Annotated in this window: 19 protein-coding genes; 14 read left to right on the top strand and 5 right to left on the bottom strand. The window is 64.2% G+C overall.

Going from position 1 to position 24,683, the window contains the following annotated elements; all coding sequences use genetic code 11:
• Nucleotides 1-14 precede the first annotated feature (14 nt).
• The 4 genes from PBR20603_RS07235 (at nt 15) to PBR20603_RS24075 (ending at nt 3,590) form a co-directional block, all read left to right on the top strand.
• Complete coding sequence (locus tag PBR20603_RS07235) at nt 15-980, top strand: LysR family transcriptional regulator (protein WP_174977815.1); 966 nt, start codon at nt 15-17, stop codon at nt 978-980.
• A gap of 480 nt (nt 981-1,460) precedes the next feature.
• Entirely contained in the window at nt 1,461-1,997 is a 537-nt protein-coding gene (locus PBR20603_RS24270) for a hypothetical protein (protein ID WP_217425945.1), read from the top strand.
• A 461-nt stretch (nt 1,998-2,458) separates the two neighbouring features.
• On the top strand, nt 2,459-3,262 hold the full coding sequence (locus PBR20603_RS07225) for a MetQ/NlpA family ABC transporter substrate-binding protein (protein ID WP_150558829.1): 804 nt from the start codon (nt 2,459-2,461) through the stop codon (nt 3,260-3,262).
• Nucleotides 3,263-3,428: 166 nt separating this feature from the next.
• Nucleotides 3,429-3,590, top strand: coding sequence for a hypothetical protein (locus PBR20603_RS24075; protein ID WP_174977814.1), 162 nt, complete (start codon nt 3,429-3,431; stop codon nt 3,588-3,590).
• 26 nt (nt 3,591-3,616) lie between these two features.
• Here the strand turns inward: PBR20603_RS24075 and prpR are convergent, their stop codons facing one another.
• Entirely contained in the window at nt 3,617-5,713 is a 2,097-nt protein-coding gene (gene prpR, locus PBR20603_RS07220) for a propionate catabolism operon regulatory protein PrpR (RefSeq protein ID WP_246174446.1), read from the bottom strand.
• Nucleotides 5,714-6,057: 344 nt separating this feature from the next.
• Between prpR and prpB the strand changes: the two genes are divergently transcribed.
• From prpB to PBR20603_RS07195, 5 genes are all read left to right on the top strand, one after another.
• Nucleotides 6,058-6,948, top strand: coding sequence for a methylisocitrate lyase (gene prpB / locus PBR20603_RS07215; RefSeq protein ID WP_150558828.1), 891 nt, complete (start codon nt 6,058-6,060; stop codon nt 6,946-6,948).
• A 28-nt stretch (nt 6,949-6,976) separates the two neighbouring features.
• On the top strand, nt 6,977-8,128 hold the full coding sequence (prpC, locus tag PBR20603_RS07210; protein WP_150558827.1) for a bifunctional 2-methylcitrate synthase/citrate synthase: 1,152 nt from the start codon (nt 6,977-6,979) through the stop codon (nt 8,126-8,128).
• A 139-nt stretch (nt 8,129-8,267) separates the two neighbouring features.
• The gene (acnD, locus tag PBR20603_RS07205) at nt 8,268-10,880 is read left to right on the top strand and encodes a Fe/S-dependent 2-methylisocitrate dehydratase AcnD (protein WP_150558826.1); all 2,613 of its coding nucleotides are present in this window, start codon (nt 8,268-8,270) and stop codon (nt 10,878-10,880) included.
• 11 nt (nt 10,881-10,891) lie between these two features.
• Nucleotides 10,892-12,082, top strand: coding sequence for a 2-methylaconitate cis-trans isomerase PrpF (prpF, locus tag PBR20603_RS07200; RefSeq protein WP_150558825.1), 1,191 nt, complete (start codon nt 10,892-10,894; stop codon nt 12,080-12,082).
• 24 nt (nt 12,083-12,106) lie between these two features.
• Nucleotides 12,107-13,555, top strand: coding sequence for a bifunctional 2-methylcitrate dehydratase/aconitate hydratase (locus tag PBR20603_RS07195; RefSeq protein WP_150558824.1), 1,449 nt, complete (start codon nt 12,107-12,109; stop codon nt 13,553-13,555).
• 161 nt (nt 13,556-13,716) lie between these two features.
• Here the strand turns inward: PBR20603_RS07195 and PBR20603_RS07190 are convergent, their stop codons facing one another.
• Complete coding sequence (locus PBR20603_RS07190) at nt 13,717-14,868, bottom strand: glycerate kinase (protein ID WP_150558823.1); 1,152 nt, start codon at nt 14,866-14,868, stop codon at nt 13,717-13,719.
• Nucleotides 14,869-15,405: 537 nt separating this feature from the next.
• Between PBR20603_RS07190 and PBR20603_RS07185 the strand changes: the two genes are divergently transcribed.
• From PBR20603_RS07185 to glpK, 4 genes are all read left to right on the top strand, one after another.
• Nucleotides 15,406-15,909 carry a hypothetical protein gene (locus PBR20603_RS07185; RefSeq protein ID WP_150558822.1) on the top strand — a complete coding sequence of 168 codons (504 nt, stop codon included), beginning with the start codon at nt 15,406-15,408 and terminating at the stop codon, nt 15,907-15,909.
• A gap of 131 nt (nt 15,910-16,040) precedes the next feature.
• Nucleotides 16,041-16,874, top strand: coding sequence for a DeoR/GlpR family DNA-binding transcription regulator (locus PBR20603_RS07180; RefSeq protein WP_150558821.1), 834 nt, complete (start codon nt 16,041-16,043; stop codon nt 16,872-16,874).
• A gap of 164 nt (nt 16,875-17,038) precedes the next feature.
• Nucleotides 17,039-18,577 (top strand): glycerol-3-phosphate dehydrogenase, encoded by a 1,539-nt coding sequence (gene glpD, locus PBR20603_RS07175; protein ID WP_150558820.1) that lies wholly within the window; start codon nt 17,039-17,041, stop codon nt 18,575-18,577.
• A 29-nt stretch (nt 18,578-18,606) separates the two neighbouring features.
• Entirely contained in the window at nt 18,607-20,109 is a 1,503-nt protein-coding gene (glpK, locus tag PBR20603_RS07170) for a glycerol kinase GlpK (protein WP_150558819.1), read from the top strand.
• A gap of 704 nt (nt 20,110-20,813) precedes the next feature.
• On the opposite strand, the gene PBR20603_RS07165 is transcribed toward glpK, so the two are convergent.
• Both PBR20603_RS07165 and PBR20603_RS07160 read right to left on the bottom strand, forming a co-directional pair.
• On the bottom strand, nt 20,814-21,518 hold the full coding sequence (locus tag PBR20603_RS07165; RefSeq protein ID WP_150558818.1) for a fumarylacetoacetate hydrolase family protein: 705 nt from the start codon (nt 21,516-21,518) through the stop codon (nt 20,814-20,816).
• Nucleotides 21,519-21,629: 111 nt separating this feature from the next.
• Complete coding sequence (locus PBR20603_RS07160; protein ID WP_150558817.1) at nt 21,630-22,049, bottom strand: VOC family protein; 420 nt, start codon at nt 22,047-22,049, stop codon at nt 21,630-21,632.
• A 180-nt stretch (nt 22,050-22,229) separates the two neighbouring features.
• Here PBR20603_RS07160 and PBR20603_RS07155 point away from each other — a divergent pair, with 180 nt between their 5' ends.
• Nucleotides 22,230-23,174: a LysR family transcriptional regulator gene (locus PBR20603_RS07155; RefSeq protein WP_150558816.1), complete on the top strand. Its 945-nt coding sequence runs from the start codon at nt 22,230-22,232 to the stop codon at nt 23,172-23,174.
• Here PBR20603_RS07155 and PBR20603_RS07150 read toward each other — a convergent pair.
• Nucleotides 23,159-24,682 (bottom strand): efflux transporter outer membrane subunit, encoded by a 1,524-nt coding sequence (locus PBR20603_RS07150; RefSeq protein ID WP_150558815.1) that lies wholly within the window; start codon nt 24,680-24,682, stop codon nt 23,159-23,161. The genes PBR20603_RS07155 and PBR20603_RS07150 overlap by 16 nt on opposite strands.
• Between the last annotated feature and the right edge of the window lies 1 nt (nt 24,683).

Raw genomic sequence — 24,683 nt, 5'->3', positions numbered from 1 at the left:
TTCCGATTCCCGCCATGTCAACGACCGATAACTCGATAGAGCGCTTCTTCCGCAGTGGCCTGAAGCTGGGACATCTGCGCATTCTGGTGACGTTGGGTGAATTGCGGCAGGTCACGCGTGTGGCGGCGGCGTTTCACGTCACGCAGCCGGCCATCTCCAAGCAGATTGCGGAGATCGAGGAGGCGCTGGGCGCGCCTGTCGTGCGCCGTGTGGGCAATGCGGTGGAGCTGACCGGCATCGGGCGCGTGCTCGTCGAGCGAGGTCGCGAGATTCTCCGGCAGATCGAACTGGCGCGGCGTGACGTCAGTGCGTTGACCGCCGGCACGGCGGGCCATGTGCGTTTCGGCGCCGTGGTGACGATACCGCAGCCGTTGATCGCGCATGCGGTCGAGCTATTCACGCGGCGCGCACCGAATGCTTCGTTCTCCTTCGTGGAAGCCACCCTCGACCGTCTGCTCAAGATGATGGACGAGGGCAATCTCGATCTGGCGCTCGGCCGCAATCGCGTGACTGGCCACTTGCCCGTCATGCGTCACGAATCGTTGCATCACGAGCCGTTCGTTTTCGTGGTCGGTACGCGGCATCCGCTGGGCAGTCATGACGCTGCCGAACGCCCCGTCACCTGGGACGATCTGCAGGATGTGCGATGGATCACGCCGATGCGCGGCTCGCCAGCGTTCGCGACGATGGTCGAGATCCTCGCCGAACACGGTGTTGTGTTGCAGCGTCCGGCCATCGAATCGAGTTCGCTGGCGTTGAATCTCTCGTTGCTGCGAGGCGGGGACTTTGTCTCGATCCTGCCATTGTCACTCGCACGCCGTTACGTGCGGCGTGGCTCGATGCGGGTGCTGCCGCTGCCGCCGCTCGGCCCTTTGGGCGAAGCGATTCTCTACTGGCGTGAAGACACGACGACACCTGCCGCGCAACTCTTCGCCGCGTGTCTGCGCGAGTCGTCGGCAGAGCTGATCGAGGCGAATTGAGGCGGTTGGCATACGACGACGCGTTGCATTCTCCGATGCCGCCCCGCCAACCGGTTTGATGACGGTGTTTCGCCTTCCCCGCCGGGCGCGAACGTGGCGAACCACGTTGTAAGCGTTTCAAGAACGATACGTTTTCGGCAGGTGGCCCTTCGGTGTCTCGCAAGTTGAGGTATTAATTCTTTTTAAATCAATGGGTTGAGTCGTCTGGCACGGAATTCGCGTATATGAATCGTGTATGGCGAAGCGCCAACCCGGGATTCCGCAGGCAGTTGGCAAGGTGTCCCCGTGCATCGACGCATGGGACGGCCGCCTATTGCCCGCGTTTTTCGCTGATGCGCTCACGCCGTAACGCAGAACCTTCTGGCGGGGTTCTGTGTGTTCCGAAGTGAGTGCACGTGCGCGGGGAGGGGACCATGAACAGGTTCAAGGCGACTTTGGTGGGAGCGGCGGCGATAGCCATGCTGTGTGGCATTTCGATCGATGCGTCTTACGCAGCCGGTGGCGGCGGTGGTGGACGCGGTGGGGGCGGCGGCATCGGTTTTGGCGGCGCTGGCGGATTCGGCGGACTGGGCGCGTTCGGTGGTCCCGGAGGCACAGGCTCTGGCGTGGGCGTTGGTATCGGTGGTGCGGGCGGCTGCGGTTGCGGCAGCCACGGTGGCGGTCCTGGCGGCGGTGGTGGTCCCGGTGGTGGCGGTGGCCCCGGTGGCGGTGGTGGCCCCGGTGGCGGCGGCGGCCCCGGCGGCGGTGGCGGTCCCGGTGGCGGCGGCGGTCCCGGTGGCGGTGGCGGTCCCGGTGGTGGTGGCGGTCCCGGTGGTGGCGGTGGCCCCGGTGGTGGCGGCGGTCCCGGCGGCGTTGGTTCAGGCGGTGGTGGCACAGGCGGCGGCGTTGGTGCTGGCGGCGGCGGTGGCGGCGCTTCCGGTCCCGGTGGTCTTGGCATTGGTGGGTCCGCCGGCGGCAATGGACTTGCCGCATTCGGAGGCCCCAGCGGTTTTGGTGGTGGAGGGGGTTGTTCAATGAACGGCCAGAACGGCGAGGAGCCGTGTCCCTGAGCCAATCTTGAGGCAGCCTGCACGCGCTCGGCACAGCGCGTGCAGGGTCTTGCCCCGCAATTCAGCCGTATAGCGTTCAGCCGTATAGCGAGTCTTGCAGGTTAATCGTCGGTTCCTGATGCGACCGGCTGGCGGCGTTGCCGTCGGCCGTGCCACCCCCCCCGGCCCGTGATCAGGCTGTTCTCCCGGCGATGCGCCCCTTCGGTGATCCGAGGGGGCGTTTTTTTTGATTTGCGCTGCCTATCGGAACGGGCGGGGGATATCGAAATGCCGATTATGTATTTCGCGTAAACCCGCGTCTATGGCAGCATCCGGGGTCTGGGTCGCGCGCGGATACTGGCCAAGCGCGGCCGCTGCGGGCTCATCAGGCCCGCTTGATACCGAACAGGCGCTCAACCGGCGTCAAATAAGCGAAAGGAGAAATCGCACATGCTGTCCCGTCAACTGATTAACGCGTTCCTCGGCGCCACGTTTGCGCTGGCATCCCTCGGCGCCACGGCCCAGACGGCCGACAAGCCCCTGAAGGTCGGCACCATGGCGGGCTCGGACGCGCAGATCTTCGAAGTCGTGAAGAAGGTTGCCCATCAGCGCGGCCTCGAAATCAAGATCGTCGAGTTCAGTGACTACGCACAGCCGAACGCCGCGCTCGACGCGGGCGATCTGGACGCCAACGGCTTCCAGCACAAGCCGTTCCTCGACAGCCAGATCAAGGACCGTGGTTACAAGATCGTGAGCGCCGGTCTCACGTACGTCTCGCCGCTGGGCTTCTACTCGAAGAAGTTCAAGTCGCTGAAGGATCTGCCGAACGGCGCGAAGGTCGGTATCCAGAACGATCCGTCGAATGGCAACCGTGCGTTGTTGCTGCTGCAAAAAGAAGGCCTGATCAAGCTGCGCGCGGGGTTGGAAGGCAAGAACGCCACGCCGCTGGATATCGTCGAGAACCCGAAGAAGCTGAAGATCGTGGAACTCGAAGCCGCGCAACTGCCGCGCGCACTGCCGGATCTGGACGCCGCTTCGATCAACACCAACTTTGCTGCGCAAGCCGGTCTGGTGCCGAAACGTGACGCCATCGCTATCGAAGACCTGAAGGGGCCGTACGCCAACCTGATCGTCGTGCGCGCGCAGGATGCGAATAAGCCGTGGGTCAAACAACTGGTCGACGCCTATCACTCGGATGAAGTGAAGAAGTTCATCGAGACGCAGTTCAAGGGGGCGTTGATTGCGACGTGGTAAGCATTGAGGCCGCTTTCGATGCGCATTGTGCGCATCGGCCGAGGTCAATGAAAAACCGGGGTTTCGACCCCGGTTTTTTTATGCCTTCGCCGCCGGAAGATCGGGACACCGGTATGAAAATGCTTGACTAGAATGGAAGCGGGATTTCGACCGTCAGGAGGCCGCCATGTCCATGCTCAACGTTTCGATGATGCTCGTGGCGCTGCTCGTCGGCTTCGCCATCGGCATGGTCGTCGATCATTTCTGGGTGACGCATCACGATGAGCCGTTCGAGCACAAGCGTCTGAACTGGCACGAGATGTGGGATCGTATCCGCCACCAGCATTGACGAGAGGCGCTCGGGCGCAACGAGACTCAGCCGCTTGCGGCGTCGCGAAGTTTGCGCCAGAGCGTCGAGCGACTGATACCTAGTGCTTCGCAGGCGGCGCTGCGGTCACCGCCGCAGGCTGCTAGCGCGGCGTGTATGCGCGCGAGTTCTTCCGCTGCGCGGCGGGCACGGCCCGAGAGGGGGGGCGCAGGGTCGACGCCTGTTCCGGCAGGATCCGTGCCGTGATTGTCCAGAACGCCGATTTTCCGTCCGTTGTTCGCTTTTGAAACATCCGGCGGTGCCATCCCCAGTTCCGGGGCAATCTCGATCAATCGCGCGTGGCCGATCTCGCGGGCGTCGACAACGTCCGCGCACACGACTGCGATGCGCTCCAGCAGGTTTTCCAATTCCCGCACATTCCCCGGCCAGCGATAGGTCGCGAGCAGTGGCAGCAACGATGCTTGCAGCGCATCGACACTCATGCGCGCTCCTGCGCGAGCAAGTGCACGTTCGAGAAAGAGGGGGGTGAGGCGTGGCAGGTCGTCCATGCGCTCGCGTAGCGGCGGCAGGACCATGCGCAAGATGTTGAGCCGGTAGTAAAGGTCTTCGCGAAACAGCCCGGCAGCCACTTGCTGACGAAGATCGCGGTGCGTGGCGGCAATCACGCGCACGTCGCAGGGCACGGGCTCGGTTGCGCCCAGGCGAAGCACTTCGCGCTCCTGCAATACCCGTAACAGACGCGTTTGCAGCGGCATCGGCATCTCGCCGATTTCGTCCAGAAAAATGGTGCCGTTGTGCGCCGTCTCGAACAGTCCCGCCTTGCCGCCGCGCCGGGCGCCGGAAAATGCGCCGTCTTCGTAGCCGAACAGTTCGCTCTCGAGCAGCGTCTCGGGAAACGCGGCGCAGTTGATGGCGACGAACGGATAGTCGCGCCGCCGGCTGGCGTTGTGAATGCCTTGTGCGAGCAGTTCCTTGCCAGTGCCGCTTTCGCCGTGGACGAGTACCGTCGAATCGGTCTGCGCGTAACGGCGTGCCAGCGCGCGCACGTGTGTCATGGCGGCGGAGTCGCCGATCAGATCGTCGAGGCGGTAGCGCGCTACCAGATGCCGGGGACGATGGCGAGAGCGCAGCGAACGATCCACCCGCGCGAACGACTGCGAGTCCTGGCATGTGAGCAACGCGCCCGTGAGCGTGCCCTGATCGAGCAGCGGAATGCGGTTGATGACCCACGTCTTGCCCGCCATCGAGACGATGGCCTCGAGTTCGGCGCTCGCACTCTCCAGCGTGCGTGAGATCTCAAGCGGCGGTGCGATGGCGTCCAGCACCCGGCCGACGGCGTCGGCAACGGTCACGCCAAGCATGCTCGCCATCGACGCGTTGATGGCTTCGATGCGTCCGTTCAGATCGACGGCCGCCACGCCTTCGTGCAAATGCCGCAGCACGGTATCGAGCCGCTCACGCCGCTGCGCTTCGATTCGACCGAAACGCGCGACTTCGAGGGCGGTGTCGAACGCGGCACGCACTGAATCCTGCGAGTAGAGAAAGACGCCCGTCAGCCCGGCTCGCTCGGCCAATTCGGTCACAAGGCCGGGGCCGACGATGACTTCCGTGCCCTCGTCGTGCAACCGATGCACGAGATCTTCGGCATCGTGCGCATCGAAATAGGCGTGTTGCGAGACGTCGAGATGGAAGGCGCTCTTGAAGCGCTCGAACTCGGGGGCGGGCCGCGCATATGACACCAATGCAATACGTGAGGCGGGCGAGGAGGGCGGCAAGGCGCGACGCGCTCTTGCCAGCGCATGCATGACATCGAAACCGGTCACTTTCACGAGCACCACGGGCAGCGCAACGCGCTCGCGCAGAAATGCACCGTTCGATCCGGCCGCGACGATGCCGTCGACGCTGCCGGCGGGCAACCGCGCCAATGCGTCGATAACGGCTTCGTAGCCCTTGTCGATGATCTGCACATCGGCTTGTGCGGCGTAGTCGGGCACGATATCGCGGTATAGCTCGCCGAGCTTGCTGATGCCCACGGCCCAGATGACCGGCTTGCGCGTGGCGGTGATGGGGTGCGCGAGCGCCGCGCGGGCGACGCTCGTGGCGGAGGCGGGTAGACGATGCGGCAAATCGGCGGCGCTGGACATGAGGTGACTCATCGGCAAACGTGCGGCGATGGAATGGCGAAGCCGCGGGGAAACCATGGCGCATCGTAGCATAATGCGACGCGAAGTTTCAGATTGCGTTTCAATATGAAACATTATGCGACATGTTTGAGAGGGAGCACGCGACAATCGATTTGACGTAAACGTCACATCTGCGAAGAATTTCTGCTATTAAATGAACGTCTTAGGGACTCAGTGCCGATAGCGGTGTGCACGGTGATGTCTCGCTGGCACGTCCATTGCTAATGAAGTAACCGCAACTCAACCTACGTGCGATTCGGCGACATCAGACCGCCCATCGCGCACGACACGACCGAGGGATTCAAGTGACGCAAACCATTCGTTCGGCCGGCGCCGCCTTCCGCGAGGCCGTCAAGACCGAGCAACCGTTGCAGGTTGTCGGTGCCATCAATGCCAACCACGCCTTGCTTGCCAAGGCGGCTGGTTTCAAGGCGATCTATCTGTCCGGCGGCGGTGTGGCGGCGGGCTCGCTCGGCCTGCCCGATCTGGGCATCTCCACGCTCGACGACGTGCTCACTGACGTGCGCCGCATCACCGACGTATGCGATCTGCCGTTGCTGGTCGACGTCGATACCGGCTTCGGTCCGTCGGCATTCAACATCGCACGCACGGTGCAGTCGCTGATCAAGTTCGGCGCAGGCGCCATGCACATCGAAGATCAGGTCGGTGCGAAGCGTTGCGGCCATCGTCCCGGCAAGGCCATCGTGAGCCAGCAGGAGATGGTCGATCGCATCAAGGCGGCAGTCGATGCCCGCACGGACGAGAACTTCGTCATCATGGCGCGCACCGACGCGCTGGCGGTTGAAGGGCTTCAGGCCGCCATCGACCGTGCCTGTGCGTGTGTCGAGGCGGGTGCCGACATGGTTTTCCCGGAAGCGATGACCGAGTTGCCGATGTACCGCCAGTTCTCCGACGCGGTGAAAGTGCCGGTGCTCGCGAACATCACCGAGTTCGGCTCGACGCCGCTGTTCACCGTGGAAGAGTTGAAGGGTGCGCAGGTCGGTCTGGTGCTGTACCCGCTCTCGGCGTTCCGCGCCATGAACAAGGCAGCCGAGAACGTCTATCACACGATTCGTCGCGACGGCACGCAAAAGGCCGTACTCGACACCATGCAAACGCGCGCCGAACTCTATGAGAGCATCGGCTACCACGCTTACGAACAGAAGCTCGACGCGCTGTTCGCCCAACAGAAATAACCGAATCCCTGATCCTGGAGGAATGAGCATGAGCGAGACGACTGCCACTGGCTTCAAGCCGAAGAAATCCGTCGCCCTGTCGGGTGTGACCGCCGGCAACACCGCCCTGTGTACGGTGGGCCGTTCGGGCAACGATCTGCACTATCGTGGCTACGACATTCTGGATCTGGCCCAGACCTCGGAATTCGAGGAAATCGCGTATCTGCTCGTCTACGGCAAGCTGCCGACGGTGGCGGAACTGCGCGGTTACAAGGCCAAGCTGAAGTCGCTGCGTGGCTTGCCGGCGGCTGTTAAGGACGCCCTCGAAACCATCCCCGCCGCCGCCCATCCGATGGACGTGATGCGCACGGGCGTCTCGGTGCTCGGCACCGTACTGCCGGAGAAGGATGACCACAACGTACCGGGCGCGCGCGACATCGCCGACCGGCTGATGGCCAGCCTCGGTTCGATGCTGCTGTATTGGTTCCACTACAGCCAGAACGGTGTGCGCATCGACGTCGAGACGGACGACGACAGCATCGGCGGCCATTTCCTGCATCTGCTGCATGGCGAAAAGCCGTCGGATTTGTGGGTGCGTGCGATGCACACCTCGCTGATTCTGTATGCGGAGCACGAGTTCAACGCGTCGACCTTCACGGCACGCGTGATCGCGGGCACGGGTTCCGACATTCACTCGGCAATCACCGGCGCTATTGGCGCACTGCGTGGTCCGAAACACGGCGGTGCGAACGAAGTGGCGTTCGAAATTCAGAAGCGCTACGACTCGCCTGACGAAGCCGAGGCCGATATCCGCGCCCGCGTCGAGAACAAGGAAGTGATCATCGGCTTCGGCCACCCGGTCTACACCGTGAGCGATCCGCGCAACAAGGTCATCAAGGAAGTCGCGCACGAACTGTCGAAGGACCAGCACAACACGAAGATGTATGACATTGCCGAGCGTCTGGAATCGGTGATGTGGGACGTGAAGAAAATGTTCCCGAATCTGGACTGGTTCAGTGCCGTGAGCTACCACATGATGGGCGTGCCGACAGCGATGTTCACGCCGTTGTTCGTGATTGCCCGCACGTCGGGCTGGAGCGCACACATCATCGAGCAGCGTATCGACAACAAGATCATTCGTCCGAGCGCCAATTACACCGGTCCTGAAGATCAGCAGTTCGTGCCGATCGAAAAGCGCTGAAACCGTCTGAATCAGGCGTGCCTTGCGTGCATGGGCCGGGGCGGCGGTCGCAGGATCTCCGCCGCCGCCCGGTGCGTAAGTTCGCAACGCAGGCACGCCGTTTGAACACCGCCACAGGCCCGGCCGACACTTTCCTCACATGATGAACACCGAATACCGCAAAACGCTGCCCGGGACGTCGCTCGATTACTTCGACGCCCGTGCCGCTGTCGAAGCCATTGCGCCGGGCGCTTACGACACGCTGCCCTATACGTCGCGCGTGCTCGCCGAAAACCTCGTGCGCCGTTGCGATCCCGCAGCGCTGACCGATTCGCTCAAGCAACTGATCGAGCGACGCCGAGATCTCGATTTCCCCTGGTTCCCCGCCCGTGTGGTGTGTCACGACATTCTCGGCCAGACCGCGCTTGTCGATCTCGCCGGTCTGCGCGACGCGATTGCTGCGCAAGGCGGTGATCCGGCACTGGTCAATCCGGTCGTGCCGACACAACTCGTCGTCGATCACTCGCTTGCCGTCGAATGTGGCGGCTTCGATCCGGACGCGTTCGCGAAGAACCGCGCCATCGAAGATCGCCGCAACGAGGACCGCTTCGACTTCATCAACTGGACGAAGCGCGCGTTTCGCAACGTCGACGTGATTCCCCCCGGCAACGGCATCCTTCACCAGATCAATCTGGAGCGCATGAGCCCGGTGATTCAGGTGACGGACGGCGTGGCGTATCCCGACACACTCGTGGGCACCGACTCGCATACGCCGATGGTCGATGCGCTGGGCGTGATCGCCATCGGTGTGGGCGGTCTGGAGGCGGAGAGCGTGATGCTTGGCCGCGCGTCGTGGATGCGTCTGCCGGATATCGTCGGCGTGGAACTGACCGGCAAGCCGCAGCCGGGCATCACGGCAACCGATATCGTGCTGGCGCTCACCGAATTCCTGCGCAAGGAAAAGGTGGTGTCCGCCTACCTCGAGTTTTACGGCGAGGGTGCCGCGAACCTGACGCTGGGCGACCGCGCCACAATCTCGAACATGGCGCCTGAGTTTGGCGCCACCGCGGCGATGTTCTACATCGATGCGCAGACGATCAAATATCTGAAGCTCACCGGCCGCGACGACGCCCTCGTCGCACTGGTCGAGACCTATGCAAAACAGACCGGTCTGTGGGCCGACAGTCTGACGAAGGCGCAGTACGAGCGCGTGCTCACGTTCGATCTGTCGAGCGTCGTGCGCAATATTGCCGGTCCGTCGAACCCGCACAAGCGTGTGCCGACGAGCGAGCTGGCCGCCCGTGGCATCAGCGGCAAAGTCGAGAACGAACCGGGCCTGATGCCCGATGGCGCGGTCATCATCGCGGCAATCACGAGCTGCACCAACACGAACAACCCGCGCAACATGATTGCCGCCGGTCTGTTCGCGCGCAATGCCAACCGCGCGGGCCTCGCCCGCAAGCCCTGGGTGAAGAGTTCGCTGGCGCCCGGCTCGAAGGCCGTCACGCTGTATCTGGAAGCGGCCGGGCTGCTGCCGGAACTCGAGGCGCTCGGCTTCGGCGTCGTCGCCTATGCCTGCACGTCGTGCAACGGCATGTCGGGCGCGCTCGATCCGGTCATTCAGCAGGAAATCATCGAGCGCGATCTGTATGCCACGGCCGTGCTCTCGGGGAACCGCAACTTCGACGGGCGGATTCATCCGTATGCGAAGCAGGCGTTCCTCGCGTCGCCGCCGCTGGTGGTGGCCTACGCCATCGCCGGCACGATCCGCTTCGACATCGAAAAGGACGTGCTGGGTGTCGATGCCAACGGCCAGCCCGTGAAGCTTGCGGATCTGTGGCCGGCTGACGAGGAGATCGACGCGATCATCGCCAGCAGCGTCAAGCCGGAGCAATTCCGCCGCGTATACGAGCCGATGTTCGCCGCGTCCGTCGAGCACGGCGAGCCGGCCGCGCCGCTGTACGACTGGCGCGAGATGAGCACCTACATCCGTCGTCCGCCGTATTGGGAGGGCGCGCTTGCCGGTGAGCGCACGCTGCGCGGCATGCGGGCGCTGGCGGTACTGGGCGACAACATCACGACCGATCACCTCTCGCCGTCGAACGCGATCATGGCCGACAGCGCAGCGGGCGAATACCTCGCGAAGATGGGGCTGCCGGAAGAGGACTTCAATTCGTACGCCACGCATCGTGGCGATCACCTGACGGCGCAACGCGCCACGTTCGCCAACCCGACCCTCAGGAACGAGATGGTCGTGGTCGATGGGCAGGTCAAGGCGGGGTCGCTCGCGCGCATCGAGCCGGAGGGCAAGATCACGCGCATGTGGGAAGCGATCGAGACCTACATGGCGCGCAAGCAGCCGCTTATCGTGATTGCCGGGGCCGATTACGGTCAGGGGTCGTCGCGCGACTGGGCGGCCAAGGGCGTGCGTCTGGCAGGCACCGAGGCGATTGTTGCCGAAGGCTTCGAGCGCATTCACCGCACCAATCTGGTCGGCATGGGCGTGTTGCCGCTCGAATTCAAGCCGGGCACGAACCGCAAGACGCTCGGCATCGACGGCAGCGAAACCTTCGACGTGATCGGTGAGCGCACGCCGCGCGCGGAGCTCACCCTGGTCATTCACCGCCATAAGAAGGACGGAAGCCGCGAGCGTGTGGAGGTGCCGGTGACCTGCCGTCTGGATACGGCCGAAGAAGTGTCGATCTACGAGGCAGGCGGGGTGCTGCAGCGCTTCGCGCAGGACTTTCTGGAATCGTCGCAGGCGGCTGCCTGAGGAGAGATGTGATGGCGCATCAGCCACAAATTCGCATTCCCGCCACCTATATGCGTGGCGGCACCAGCAAGGGCGTGTTCTTTCGTCTGCAGGATCTGCCCGCCGCCGCCCAGGTGCCGGGCGCGGCGCGCGACGCGCTGCTCATGCGCGTGATCGGCAGTCCGGACCCGTATGGCAAGCAGATCGACGGCATGGGCGGCGCCACGTCGAGCACGAGCAAGACGGTCATCATCGCGAAGAGCGAGCGCCCGGGGCACGATGTGGACTATCTTTTCGGTCAGGTGTCCATCGACCAGCAGTTCGTCGACTGGAGCGGCAACTGCGGCAACTTGTCGGCGGCCGTCGGCCCATTCGCGATCAGCGGCGCACTGATGGACCCGGCGCGAGTGCCACGCGATGGCGTGGCCGTTGTGCGTATCTGGCAGGCCAACATCGGCAAGACGATCATTGCGCACGTGCCGATGACAAACGGTGCTGTGCAGGAGACGGGGGATTTCGAACTCGACGGCGTGACGTTCCCGGCCGCCGAAGTCCAACTCGAATTCCTCGATCCGGCCGCCGAGGAAGACGGTGAGGGCGGGGCCATGTTCCCGACCGGCAATCTCGTCGACGATCTCGAAGTGCCCGGCGTGGGCACCTTCAAGGCGACGATGATCAACGCCGGCATTCCGACGATCTTCCTCAATGCGGAGGACATCGGGTACCGGGGCACGGAGTTGCAAGACGCGATCAACAGCGATCCGAAGGCGCTCGCGATGTTCGAGACGATTCGCGCGCACGGCGCGATCCGCATGGGGTTGATCAAGGACGTGTCGGAAGCGGCGACACGTCAGCACACCCCGAAGGTCGCGTTTGTGGCGAAGCCGGCCGCTTACACGGCGTCGAGCGGTAAGGCCGTGAACCCGGGTGACATCGATTTGCTGGTGCGTGCGTTGTCGATGGGCAAGCTGCATCATGCAATGATGGGCACGGCGGCGGTATGCATCGGCGCGGCGGCGTCGATCCCGGGCACCCTGGTCAATCTGGCCGCCGGTGGCGGGGCGCGCAATGCGGTACGCTTCGGGCATCCGTCGGGCACGTTGCGCGTGGGTGCCGAAGCGAAACAGGAAGGCGGCGAGTGGACGGTCACCAAGGCCATCATGAGCCGCAGCGCCCGCGTGCTGATGGAAGGTTGGGTGCGTATTCCCGGAGACGCGTTTTGACAACGTGATCACAGGAGGTAGTCGATGTCTGCAGGTTTCTCGAACGTGCGTCCTTCGCCCGACAAGGTTCTCGCGGACATTGTCGACTACGTCCTGACCTATGAGATCCGCAGCGATCTTGCCTTCGACACCGCTCGCAATTGCCTGATCGATACGCTCGGGTGCGGTTTCGAAGCGTTGTCCTACCCGGCTTGCACCAAGCTGTTGGGTCCCATCGTGCCGGGAACGATCGTGCCGAACGGGGCGAAAGTCCCCGGCACGCCGTATCAACTCGATCCGGTGCAGGCGGCGTTCAGCCTGGGGGCGATGATCCGCTGGCTCGACTTCAACGACACCTGGCTGGCGGCCGAATGGGGGCATCCGTCAGATAATCTCGGCGGCATTCTGATGACGGCCGATTGGCTCTCGCGCACGGCCGTGGCGCAGGGCCAGTCGCCGCTGACGATGCGACACGTGCTTGCTGCCATGATCAAGGCGCACGAGATTCAGGGCTGTCTGGCGCTGGAGAACTCGTTCAATCAGGTCGGCCTCGATCACGTAGTGCTGGTGAAAGTCGCTTCGACGGCGGTTGTCGGCGAAATGCTGGGGCTGTCTCGCGACGAACTGATCAACGCACTCTCGCTCGCGTTCGTTGACGGACAGAGTCTGCGCACCTACCGGCACGCACCGAACACCGGGAGCCGCAAGTCGTGGGCAGCGGGCGATGCGACGAGCCGCGCCGTGCGGCTTGCGCTAATGGCGCGCACCGGCGAGATGGGCTACCCGTCGGTTCTCACCGCCAAGACGTGGGGCTTCTACGATGTGTTGTTCAAGGGCAAGCCGTTCGCGTTTCAGCGTCCCTACGGTTCGTATGTGATGGAGAACGTGCTGTTCAAGATTTCCTTTCCTGCGGAGTTTCACGCGCAGACCGCCGCAGAGGCCGCGATGACGCTGCATCGTCAATTGCAGGCCATGGGGCGCAGCGAGCAGGACATTCGCTCGGTCAGAATTCGCACGCATGCCGCGGCGATCCGCATCATCGACAAGCAGGGGCCGCTCGCCAATCCGGCAGACCGCGATCACTGCATTCAGTACATGGTGGCGGTGCCGTTGTTGTTCGGGCGCCTGACGGCGGCCGATTACGAAGATGCCGTCGCCGCCGATCCCCGTATCGATGCATTGCGCGCGAACATCGTCTGCGAGGAAGACCCGCAGTTCACCCGCGATTATCACGATCCCGACAAGCGTTCGATCGCCAACGGGCTGACCGTCACCTTGACCGACGGCACGACGCTGGACGAAGTGCTTGTCGAGTATCCGATCGGCCACAAGCGTCGCCGTGCCGAGGGGATTCCGCTGCTTGTGGAGAAGTTCAAGACCAATCTGGCGCGCCGCTTTGCTGCGCGCGCCCAGGCGCGCATTCTTGATGTCGCGCTGGATCAGCAGCGGCTGGAAGCGATGCCGGTGAATCAGTTCGTGGATCTGATGGTGTGACGGGTTGGGCCGGCGCCCGGCGCCATTGCGCGTCAATGTCATGGCGTGGCGGCGCGGCATCACTCGCGGAACTGGCCCAGACGGGATGTGACGATGGCGCGGCGGGCGGCCGCCGCGCTTGGCATCGTCGAGTGACGCAATGAGGCGATGTCGCTTCAGGCTCAGCGCTTGTGCGAATAGCGCAGGCGCGTCATCTGCTCCGCGCTGTCGGCCAGCAGACCAGCCGCATCGGCAATGGCTTTTTCCAGCGTGGTCGGGCCGAACGTCAGCGAGAAGCATCCCGAGAACACGCGCGAGAGGCTATCCAGCGCGCTGCGATCGATCGCACCCGAGAGCAGCGATGCCGTCGCCCCTGCCTTGATCGCCACCTGAGCCGCAATCATCGGGGTCTTGCCCGAGAGCGTCTGCCCGTCGCTGCGACCTTCGCCGGTGATGAGCCAGTCCGCGCCTTCCACCGCCTGCGGCAGTCCGACACGTTCGGCCACCACTTCAGCACCGGAGCGGAATTGCGCGCCCAGCAAATGCAACGCAAAGCCAAGCCCGCCCGCCGCACCTGCGCCGGCACGGCTTGCTGCCTCGTTGGCACTGAATGCCCGATGGGCGTGTCCGGCGAACTGCGCGATGGCGCGGTCGAGCGGTTCGACTTGCGCTTCGCTCACGCCCTTTTGCGGACCGAAGATGGCCGTCGCGCCTTGTGGACCATTCAGCGGGTTGTTCACGTCGGACATGGCGATCAGTTCGCAGTCCTTCAGACGCGCATCGAGCCCGTTCAGATCGATCGATGCGACACGATGCAGCGCCGCAGGCACCGGTTGCACGGCTTCACCCGACTCGTCGAGCAAACGCGCGCCGAGGCCGACGAGCAGGCCCGCACCGCCATCGTTCGTGCTGCTGCCACCCAGGCCGATCAGCACACGTCGCGCGCCGGTATCGAGCAGTGCGCGCAGCAGTTCACCGAGGCCAACCGTCGAGCGCTCGGCCACCGGCGTCTGCATGCCAATGGGGTCGGTAATGCTCACCACGTTAGCGCTTTCCAGTACGCCCGTACCGTCGGGCATGATGCCGTACTCGGCGCGCACCGACGCCTGACCTGCACCGCGCACGGACAGCGGCACACGGCGTCCGCCGGCGGAGAGCAGGGCGTCGAGCGTGCCTTCGCCGCCGTCGGCCATCGGGCGCAGGCGCAGATCGGCCTGCGGCAGCACGCGGGCGATGCCGGACGCGATGGCGCGCGCCACTTCCGGGGCACTCAGCGAACCTTTGAACGAATCGGGAGCGATGACGATGATCGGGGCTTGCGCATTGCTGGACATGGAAATCGGGACAGTCGCAAAAATGGTTATGGGTTGGCTGGGCTCACTGGCGCCAGGTGCGTGTCTACCGGCCCGCTTGTTGTTATCGCTTATGGCGTACCGGCCGGACGGTTTATCCAGTGCCCGGTGGACGGGATTGCACGTCGGCTCGCTGCAGGGTTGGGCGCGAGGCGGTGCGACGCAGTGTGACAGCAACCTGCAATATACGCGATTCGGGCCAGCGCGCATTGCGCGAATTGCCATGCTGTGAATAACACGAGTAAGATGAGCGCCAACTGGCGGCGCGTTGCCCGATAGGCCGCACGGCCCGCGAAGCAAAGCGCGGGGCGTGCGCGAGTGGCGTGCCGGCATGACCAGAGCAGAACGAACGAATCGGCGCGAGCTGCGGCCTGACACGGATGCAAGAAGACATCGCGTGGCCAGCAGCGATCCGGCGCCTGGACCAGATACCAAGTTGTCGCCACGACGATGCCCGGCCTGCTGCGTGAGCCGGAAGACATGCGCGTGCGACCGTCATTTGCAAGCGTGGAGCGGGGCATGAACCGGGGCAAAGACAAGAATTCCGGCACGACGCGTGTGACGCGGCGCGGTGCCGCGGGGGCGGTTGCCGCAGCGGGCGTGGCGCTCGTTGTGTTGCTGGGCGCGTGCGCGCAGACGGCGCCCGTGGCGTCGCAAGACGATCCGCCTGTAGGCAGCGTCGCCGACGTTGCACCGGAAAATGTAAAAGTCGAGACGTTGCCCCCCTATCGCGACACGGTCGACGATGCACGCAGCAACGGCGCGGTGTGGCAAGGCGCTTCGAAAAAAGCGTTTGCGCGTGTGAGTGCCTGCACGGCCCGTCTCTGGAAGAAGCAACTGCCCTATGCGCGTCTGCAACGGCAAAAGGCCGGCGCAGGTCAGACGCTCCAGCTCTCCTCACAAGACGACGGCATTCTCGCCATTCTTGATCTCACTCCGCGCAAGCCGGGCAGTGAAGGTTCGCTCTACCTCGGGTCGACCGGCCCGCAGTCGCTTGCCGACGCCGTGCGTCAGTGCCTCTGACGGGGCCGCAGCGCCGGTAAAAGGCAGGGCGTCATGCTGCTGTCACGGCGGCGTCATCCAACAGCGGGGTATCATGACGGCGAACGTGCCGCCGGCCGGGTGGCACGAAGGCTTTTATTGCGTGCGCGCCGATGTCCCATACCGAATCCGCCGAATCCGTCGATGTCTCCGAGGCGCTTTGCGCCGCCGTTGATGCCGGGCAGACCTCGCTGAACCCGCGCCAGCAGGCGCTCTTCGACGCGGTCCGCCGCGACGGTTTCCTCACGGTCGACGAACTGGCTGCACGCTTCGACGTCACGCCGCAGACCATCCGGCGCGACATCAACTATCTGGCCGAACGCAAATGGGTGCGCCGCTACCACGGCGGCGTCGGCCTGCCAGGCGGGGCGGAGAACGATGCCTACGACGCCCGTCAGACGCAACTGGCCGATGAGAAGCGCCGCATCGCCGTACGCCTGGCGGAGCAAATCCCTGATCATGCGTCGATCTTCATCAATCTGGGCACCACCACGGAAGCCGTGGCCCGGGCGCTGTCACGTCATCGTGGCTTGCGCGTCATCACCAACAATCTGCATGTGGCGGCCATGATGAGCGGCTATGCCGATGCCGAGGTCATCATCGCCGGTGGCGTCGTGCGCGCTCGCGATCAGGGCGTGACGGGCGAGGCTACGCTCGACTTCATTCGTCAGTTCAAGGTCGATTTCGGCATCGTCGGCATCTCCGCCATCGACGCCGACGGCACGCTGCGAGACTTCGACTATCGCGAGGTACGGGTCGCCGAAGCCATCATCGCGCACTCCCGCACCGTATTTCTTGCCGCCGATCACAGCAAGTTCGGACGTCCGGCGCTGGTCCGGCTGGGACACCTCTCTCAGATCGACGCCTTGTTCACCGATCGCCCGGTGCCCGAAAGCATGGCGCAGGTGATCGCCGAGGCGGGCACGCGCGTACACGTCGCGGACTGACACGAGTCGCAAGTCAGTCGGGCGCGAATTCGCACATCGAGACAGTGAAATGTGCGAATTCGAAACTTTCAAAGCGCTATCTGTTAGAATTCGAATGTTAATGTTCGTAAACGAACATATTCGAACTTTCTTTGATTTGACGCCCATCACCCGGGAGTGACGACGTGCAGACATCCGCCCAATCGCCATCGGACAACCTACTTGCGCCCTACGACCTGCTGGTTGTGGGCGGCGGGATCAATGGGACGGGCATTGCGCGCGACGCCACCGGTCGCGGTCTGCGGGTGTTGCTCGTCGAGCAGGACGATCTCGCGTCTCACACCTCGTCGGCGAGTACCAAGCTGATTCACGGCGGTTTGCGCTATCTCGAGTATTACGAGTTCGGTCTGGTACGCAAGGCGTTGCAGGAGCGCGAAGTGCTGCTGCGCGCCGCGCCGCACATCATGTGGCCGTTGCGCTTCGTGATGCCGCACATGCCGAGCCTGCGTCCGGCGTGGCTGATTCGCGCGGGACTGTTTCTCTACGATCACCTTGCCCGGCGCGAAATTTTGCCCGGCTCGCGCGGCATCGATCTGCGCCAGCATCCGGCGGGTGTGCCGCTGCGCCGTGACCTGACGCGCGGTTTCGTCTATTCGGACGGCTGGGTGCAGGACGCGCGTCTGGTGGTGCTCAACGCACAGGATGCGGCAGAGCGCGGCGCCACGATCCTCACACGGACCCGGCTCATCGGTGCGGATCGCGGCGAACACATGTGGACCGCTCAGCTCGAGACTGCCGACGGGTCGCACCAGACTGTGCGCGCGCGCGCCATCGTCAATGCGGCCGGTCCATGGGTGGGGCAACTGCTTGGCGACGTGTTGCGCCAAAAAGCGACGCATCGCGTGCGCATGGTCAAGGGCAGTCACATCGTGACGCGCAAGCTGTTCGATCACGATCACGCCTACATCTTCCAGAATCCGGACAAGCGCATCATCTTCGCTATTCCGTACGAACGCGATTTCACGCTGATCGGCACGACCGATATCGAGTACCACGGCGACCCGGCGCACGTCGCCATCAACGACGACGAGATCGCTTATCTCTGCAAGTCGGCCAGCGAGTACTTCACGCAACCCATCGTGCCTGGCGATGTCGTCTGGACTTACGCGGGGGTGCGGCCGTTGATGGAAGAGGAGGTCTCGAACCCGTCGGCCGTCACACGCGATTACAAACTCGAGCTGGACGCGCCCGGTTCGCGCGCGCCGCTGCTGTCGGTGTTCGGCGGCAAGATCACGACGTACCGTCGACTCGCAGAAGAGGCGATGTCGCATCTGCATGGCCCGCTGGGCTTCACGCACGGAGACTGGACGGCGGGCGCGCCGTTGCCGGGCGGTGACATGGCCGAGCCGGACGCCGGTTCGTTCGAGACGTCGCTGCGTGCCCAACTGCCGTGGCTGCCACAGGCGCTGGCACATCGCTACGCGCGCACCTACGGCACGCGCGCCCATGTGCTGGTGGGCGATGCAAATTCGCTCGATGGTCTGGGCCAACGCATTTGCGGCGATCTTTACGAAGCCGAGCTGCGCTATCTTGTGCAACACGAATGGGCGCGCACGGCACAGGACGTGCTGTGGCGCCGGACCAAACTCGGTTTGCATGTCGGAAAGGACGGCGAGGCCAGCGTGCACCAGTGGTTTGCACAGCACATGGAAATGGCCGCCTGACGTCCGCAGAAAAACAGGAGACAAGTGCAATGGCAGGAGGATCGTACATCCTCGCGTTCGATCAGGGCACGACCAGTTCGCGAGCGTTGCTGTTCGATCGCGACGGCCATGTCGTGGCGAGCGCGCAGAAGGAATTTCGTCAGATCTATCCGCATCCCGGCTGGGTTGAGCACGATCCGCGCGAGATCTGGTCGACACAAGCCGGTGTTGCCGCAGAAGCCTTGACGCACGCCGGAGTCGGCGGGAGCGACATGGCTGCCATCGGCATCACGAACCAGCGCGAGACGACTATCGTATGGGATCGTCGTACGGGCGAGCCGGTGTACAACGCCATCGTCTGGCAGGATCGCCGCACGGCAGATTTCTGCGACCAATTGCGCGCGAACGGCAAGGAAGATCTTGTTGCGAGCCGCACCGGGCTTCGTGTCGACTCCTATTTCTCCGGCACCAAGATTCGCTGGATTCTCGATAACGTCGACGGCGCGCGCGACGCTGCCGAAGCGGGGCACCTGGCATTCGGCACGGTCGATAGCTGGCTCGTATGGCATCTGACGGGGGGCAAGTTGCATGTGACGGACGTATCGAACGCGTCGCGCACCATGCTCTTCAATATCCACACGCTCGAGTGGGACGATGAACTCCTCGCGCTGCTCGGGGTGCCGCGCAGCATGTTGCCGGAGGTGCGCTCGTCGAGCGAGGTGTTCGGACACACGGCCACGTCGCTGTTCTCCGTGCCGGTGCCGATTGCTGGCATCGCGGGCGATCAGCAGGCGGCGCTTTTCGGGCAGATGTGTCTCTCGCCGGGCATGGTGAAGAACACGTATGGCACGGGTTGCTTCATGGTGATGAACACCGGCAGCCAGCCGCAGGCGTCCAGTCATAACCTGCTCACGACGGTGGCGTGGAAGATCGGTAATCGGGTGGATTACGCGCTCGAGGGCAGCATCTTCATCGGGGGGGCGGTCGTGCAGTGGTTGCGCGACGGGTTGGGCATCATTCGCCACTCGCGCGACATCGAAGCGCTCGCGACCAGCGTGCCCGATGCCGATGGTGTCGTCCTCGTTCCGGCGTTTGCCGGACTCGGCGCACCCCATTGGCAGCCCCGCGCACGCGGCACGCTGTTCGGTGCGACACGCGGCACAACCGCCGCTCACGTCGCGCGCGCCGCACTCGACAGCATCGCGTTCCAGACGCTCGACGTCTTGCGCGCCATGGAAGCCGACGCAGGGCTGCATGTGGCGGAATTGCGTGTCGACGGTGGTGCTGCGGCCAACGATCTTCTGATGCAATGGCAGGCAGATTTGCTGGGCGCAGACGTGGTGCGTCCCAAGGTGATCGAGACGACGGCTGCCGGTGCCGCTTATCTCGCGGGGCTCGCCGTGGGTTTTTGGCCCGATATCGACACGTTGCAACGCCAATGGCAATTACAGCGACGCTTTTCCCGGAAGCTCTCCGAGAGCGATGTCAGCCGCGCTGTGAGTGGTTGGCAACGCGCGGTGCGCGCTGCCAAGGTCTGGGCGGAAGAGGGCTGAAGCCACCTGACGAGGGCTGGCTTCAGCGCAAGGCTCTTCCGGGCGCCACATGGCGGCGGTCTCCGGCAGCATCATGCCGCCGGTGCCGCCAGCTCGCACACCGCTCACGCGGATGACGGCGGGCTGATTTGGCCGGACTCGCAGGCGCGAGCGACCTGACGCAGGGACTTAGGGCGCAAGGCCCGGTGCGGCGCATTTGCATGATCCCCTCCCTGAACATTACCCATCGTCTGACGTGAATCGGTCACTGGTGCAGTCCGTCCGCCTCCGGGGCGCTCCCGGCGAGGGATAGCGTCGGGCGTGCCGGGGCCATGTGGCGTGCATGGCGTGATTCCCGAGGCGGTCGACCCAGGCGAAGAGACTTCCCCGGAGGCAGACGGCTTGCACACATAGCAATGCGAGAAGCGTGCCAGTGGTTGCAACCCTTTGAATCGACAGGGAAGTTCATCAATCGAAACGGGGTGTTTGCTGTCTTTCCGAAGAAAACGTTTCAGGAATGAAAGGCGAGGCGGGTGTTGCGCGCGGGATGGTACTGCATGCGATGCGGCACCCGTTCGAGCGACCGGATGCCGCCCCGGTGACGGCTAATTAGGCAATGCACTTGACACGTAATGCCGGCGGGCGTTTGCGCCGCCGGCTGCGTACTTATGCAAAGGGTTATCAACAGTTGCTGTGGATATCCTTGCCGAGCGGACGTCGACTCGTCAGGCGGCCGGTTTTTCGCCGACGGTGAAGGCGATCTCACCCACACCGGCCACACCGGCGCTGACCTTGTCGCCCGGCTCGAGCGGCCCGACGCCAGCCGGCGTGCCGGTGAAGATCAGGTCGCCTGCAGCGAGCTTCACGCTGCGCGAGATCTCGGCGATCAGGTCGGGCACGGACCAGATCAACTCATTGAGATCGCCGGTCTGACGGTTCTCACCGTTCACGTCCAACCACACGCGTCCTTCCTTCGGATGACCAACCTCTGCCACGGCGTGAAGCGGCCCGCATGGTGCCGAGGCGTCGAATGCCTTGCCCCAATCCCACGGACGGCGCGTGTCCTTGGCCTGCTGTTGCAGGTCGCGACGTGTGAGATCGACGCCGACACCGTAACCCCACACCAGCGAAAGTGCCTGACTGGCGTCGACATTCTCGCCGTCGGCGCCGATGGCGACCACCAGTTCGATCTCGTGATGCAGCTCGCTCGTGAGCGGGGGATAGGGCAGAGTACCTTTGGCGGCAACGACGGCGTCAGCCGGTTTCATGAAGAAGAACGGCGGCTCGCGATCCGGATTGCTGCCCATCTCGCGCGCGTGCGCAGCGTAGTTACGGCCGACGCAGAACACGCGGCGCACAGGGAAACGGGCGTCGCTGCCTGCGACGGCGACCGACGCCTGAGGCGGGGCCGAAATAACGAATTGGCTCATGAGAAGACTCTCGGCTGAAACGAAACAATAACCAACAAAATACAGGCGCCGACACATGACGGTGCCTCGAATACCCTCGCGCCTATCGGCACGAACGACAACAGGGCGGCATTACTTGGCGAAGACCTGCGACAGGTCGGCAAACGCCTTGAACTCCAGCGCGTTGCCGGCCGGGTCGTAGAAGAACAGCGTCGCCTGCTCACCCACTTGCCCGGCAAAGCGAATATGCGGCTCGATCACGAAACGGGTGCCGGCGGCGCGCAGGCGCTCGGCCAGTGCATGCCATGCGGGCATGTCAAGGATAACGCCGAAATGCGGGACAGGAACCTCGTCGCCGTCGACCGGATTCGTGATGCGCTTGCCAGCCTCGTCCGGCGAGAGATGTGCGACCAGTTGGTGGCCGAAGAAATCGAAGTCGATCCAGTGATCCGAACTGCGGCCTTCGGCACACCCCATCACGCCGCCATAGAACCGGCGGGCTGCTTCGAGGTCGTCGACAGGGAACGCGAGGTGAAAGAGGGGTGTTGCCATAGGGGTCTCCGGTGCAATGTGGGGTTGAGCGAGGTTCGTGTGCCGCAAGGTCCCTCGGACGTCGTTTTCCTCGGTCCTCGGCGAGTTGAACCGCCTTGGCGATTTGCTGTAAATTCTATCCATCGATAAAAATAATCAGAAACGAATAATTCGACCACTCAGTCACAAAATTTTCGATCTGTGATCCGTTACCTGAAAACCTTTGTCACGGCAGCCGAAACCGCTTCGTTCTCGGCGGCAGGCGCGCGACTCGGATTGACGCAGTCGGCTGTGAGCGCGCAGATGCAGCGTCTCGAGGACGATCTCGGCGTGCAGCTCTTCGAGCGCACCGGACGCGCCGTGTCGCTCTCGGACGATGGCCGCCGTTTGCTCACGCAGGCGCAGGGGGTGATCGCGGGGTATCAGGCCATGCGTGGCGAGGCCGGGGCACACGACGGGCAGGCGGCGCTCGCGCCTATTCACGTCGGTGCGATCCTTACGGTGCAGCTTGGCCTGCTGCCGGGGGCGGTGCAACGCTGGACCGCGCTCGGTGCGATGCCGCATCTGAACATCGTGCCGGGCATGTCGGTGCAATTGCTCGGGCAGCTCGACGCGAAAGAACTCGATCTGGCGGTGATGATCCGGCCCCGCATCGGGGTGCCGGCCGATATGAAATGGCTCACGCTCATGCAAGAGCCGTATGTCGCCATCGCGCCGAAGGGAACACGGGGAGCGGTGGCCGATTGGGCGGCGCAGATGCCCTTTGTGCGCTACAACCGGCGTTCGTACGGCGGCGACCTGGTCGAGCGATACTTGCGGCGGCACCGGCTTTGGGTGCGCGAAGGCGTGGAACTGGACGAGCCCGAAGTCATTCTCCGCCTGGTACGCGCGAGACTGGGATGGTCGATCGTGCCCGCGACGCTCATCGGCCTGCCCGTCGACGGTCATACGGCTGGCAAGGCTGGCAAGGCTGACCGGGCAGGCAAAGGGGGCGGGACGGCCGCTCACGGCGTTCAGGTGCTGCCGCTCTCCGGGGCACCGCTGACGCGCGAGCTCGGCGTGCTCGTGCGTCAATCGGCGCTCAAACGAGCACCGGTGGCCACGTTGATGAAGTGTCTCGCCGACGAGGCTCAGTCGCGGGGATAGGGTGGCATCTGAGGGGGGGACGGTTCGTCCATCGCGCCACCCAACGCCTGCCACAGCGCAGCCGTGTCCGTCAGACGAACCCCTTGCGCGTCGAGCCGGGCGCGGGTGGCGTCGAGTGCCTGTCGTTGTGCGTCGAGCCACGAGAGATGACTGATGCCACCCACCCGGTATCGCTCGCCCGCAATCCGTAAGGCGGCTTCTGCCCGGCGTGCTGCATCGTCCCGGGCGGCGAGTGTGCTGGCGTCGGCTTCCAGCGCGCGCATGGCGTCGGCCACCTGAGCGAGGCCGAGCAGCACGGTGTCCTGATACGACGCCAGTGCGGCGTCATAGGCGGCGACGGCCGAGCGCCGTTGCGCGCGCAACTCGCCACCGCGAAACAGCGGCTGCAGCAGGTTCATGCCGATATTCCAGATGTTGATGCCGTTGCCCAGATCGGCTGTTCGCATGCGCTGGGTACCAAAGCTGCCGGACAGTGTGAATTGCGGGTAGAGGTTTGCACTCGCCACGCCGACGTCGGCGCTCGCCTTGTGCAGCAACGCCTCCGAGGCGCGAATATCCGGACGTCGCTGTGCCAGTGTCGATGGCAGGGAAACGGGAACCGTCTGCGGCAGTTGCAGGCTGTCCAGATCGATGACGGGAGACGTGAAAGCGCCCGGCGGCTGACCGGTCCAGCGGGCCAGTTGGTGATCGTATTGGGCGATCTGCAAGCGTAGCGCCGGCAACTGCGCTTCGGTCTGCGCAACGAGTGCGGCCTGATTCTCGACGTCCAGCGTTGCCACGCCGCCGGCGCGCTGACGCGAGCGCGTGATGTCGAGTTGTGCGCGTTGCGCGCTCGCCATGCCTTCGAGCGCCGAGAGCTGGGCCCGCGCACTGGCTTGCCGCAGGGCCGCCGTCACGACGTTGCCCGCGAGCGAGAGCCGGGCGGCTTGCGCTTCGAAGCGTTGGTAATCGATCTGTGCTGCCAGACCTTCCAGCGCGCGCCGATTCGCACCGAACACGTCGAGTGTGTAAGAAATGTCGACGCTCGCGTTGTACAGCGTGAACGGCCCGGGATTCGGCACGCTGGAGATGCCGAAAGACGCGAGGTCGACCTGCTCGCGCGTTCCCGCGAGTTTCAGATCTGCAGACGGCAGCAATCGCGCTCCCGCCTGCGCGCGGTAGTCTTCCTGCGCCTGGCGCAGCTTCGCCTCGGCTTGCCGCAGCGTTGGGCTATCTGCCAGGGCCTGAGCGACGAGCGCGTCGAGCGCGGTTGATCCGAAGCGTGTCCACCAGCGGGACGGCACATCGTCCCCTGCGACCAGCGTTTGCGCGTCACCTTGCGCCCCGGTGGTCCCGGCCGTCGTCGAGGGCTCTACGCCGGTGGTGTATTGGGCAATGTTGGCCGGCTCGGGGGTATGGAAGTCCGGCCCGACCGTGCAGGCGGTGAGCGTTGCACTCAGCCCGAGCACCCACCACAGCGAGACGCTGCGCTCAGGGCGTTGACGATGGGCACCTCGGTCAACTCGCATG

This window comes from Pandoraea bronchicola (assembly GCF_902459805.1).
Classification (GTDB): domain Bacteria; phylum Pseudomonadota; class Gammaproteobacteria; order Burkholderiales; family Burkholderiaceae; genus Pandoraea; species Pandoraea bronchicola.
Note: the sequence above shows the minus strand (reverse complement) of the source record. Positions and strands in the feature narration are given on the sequence as shown.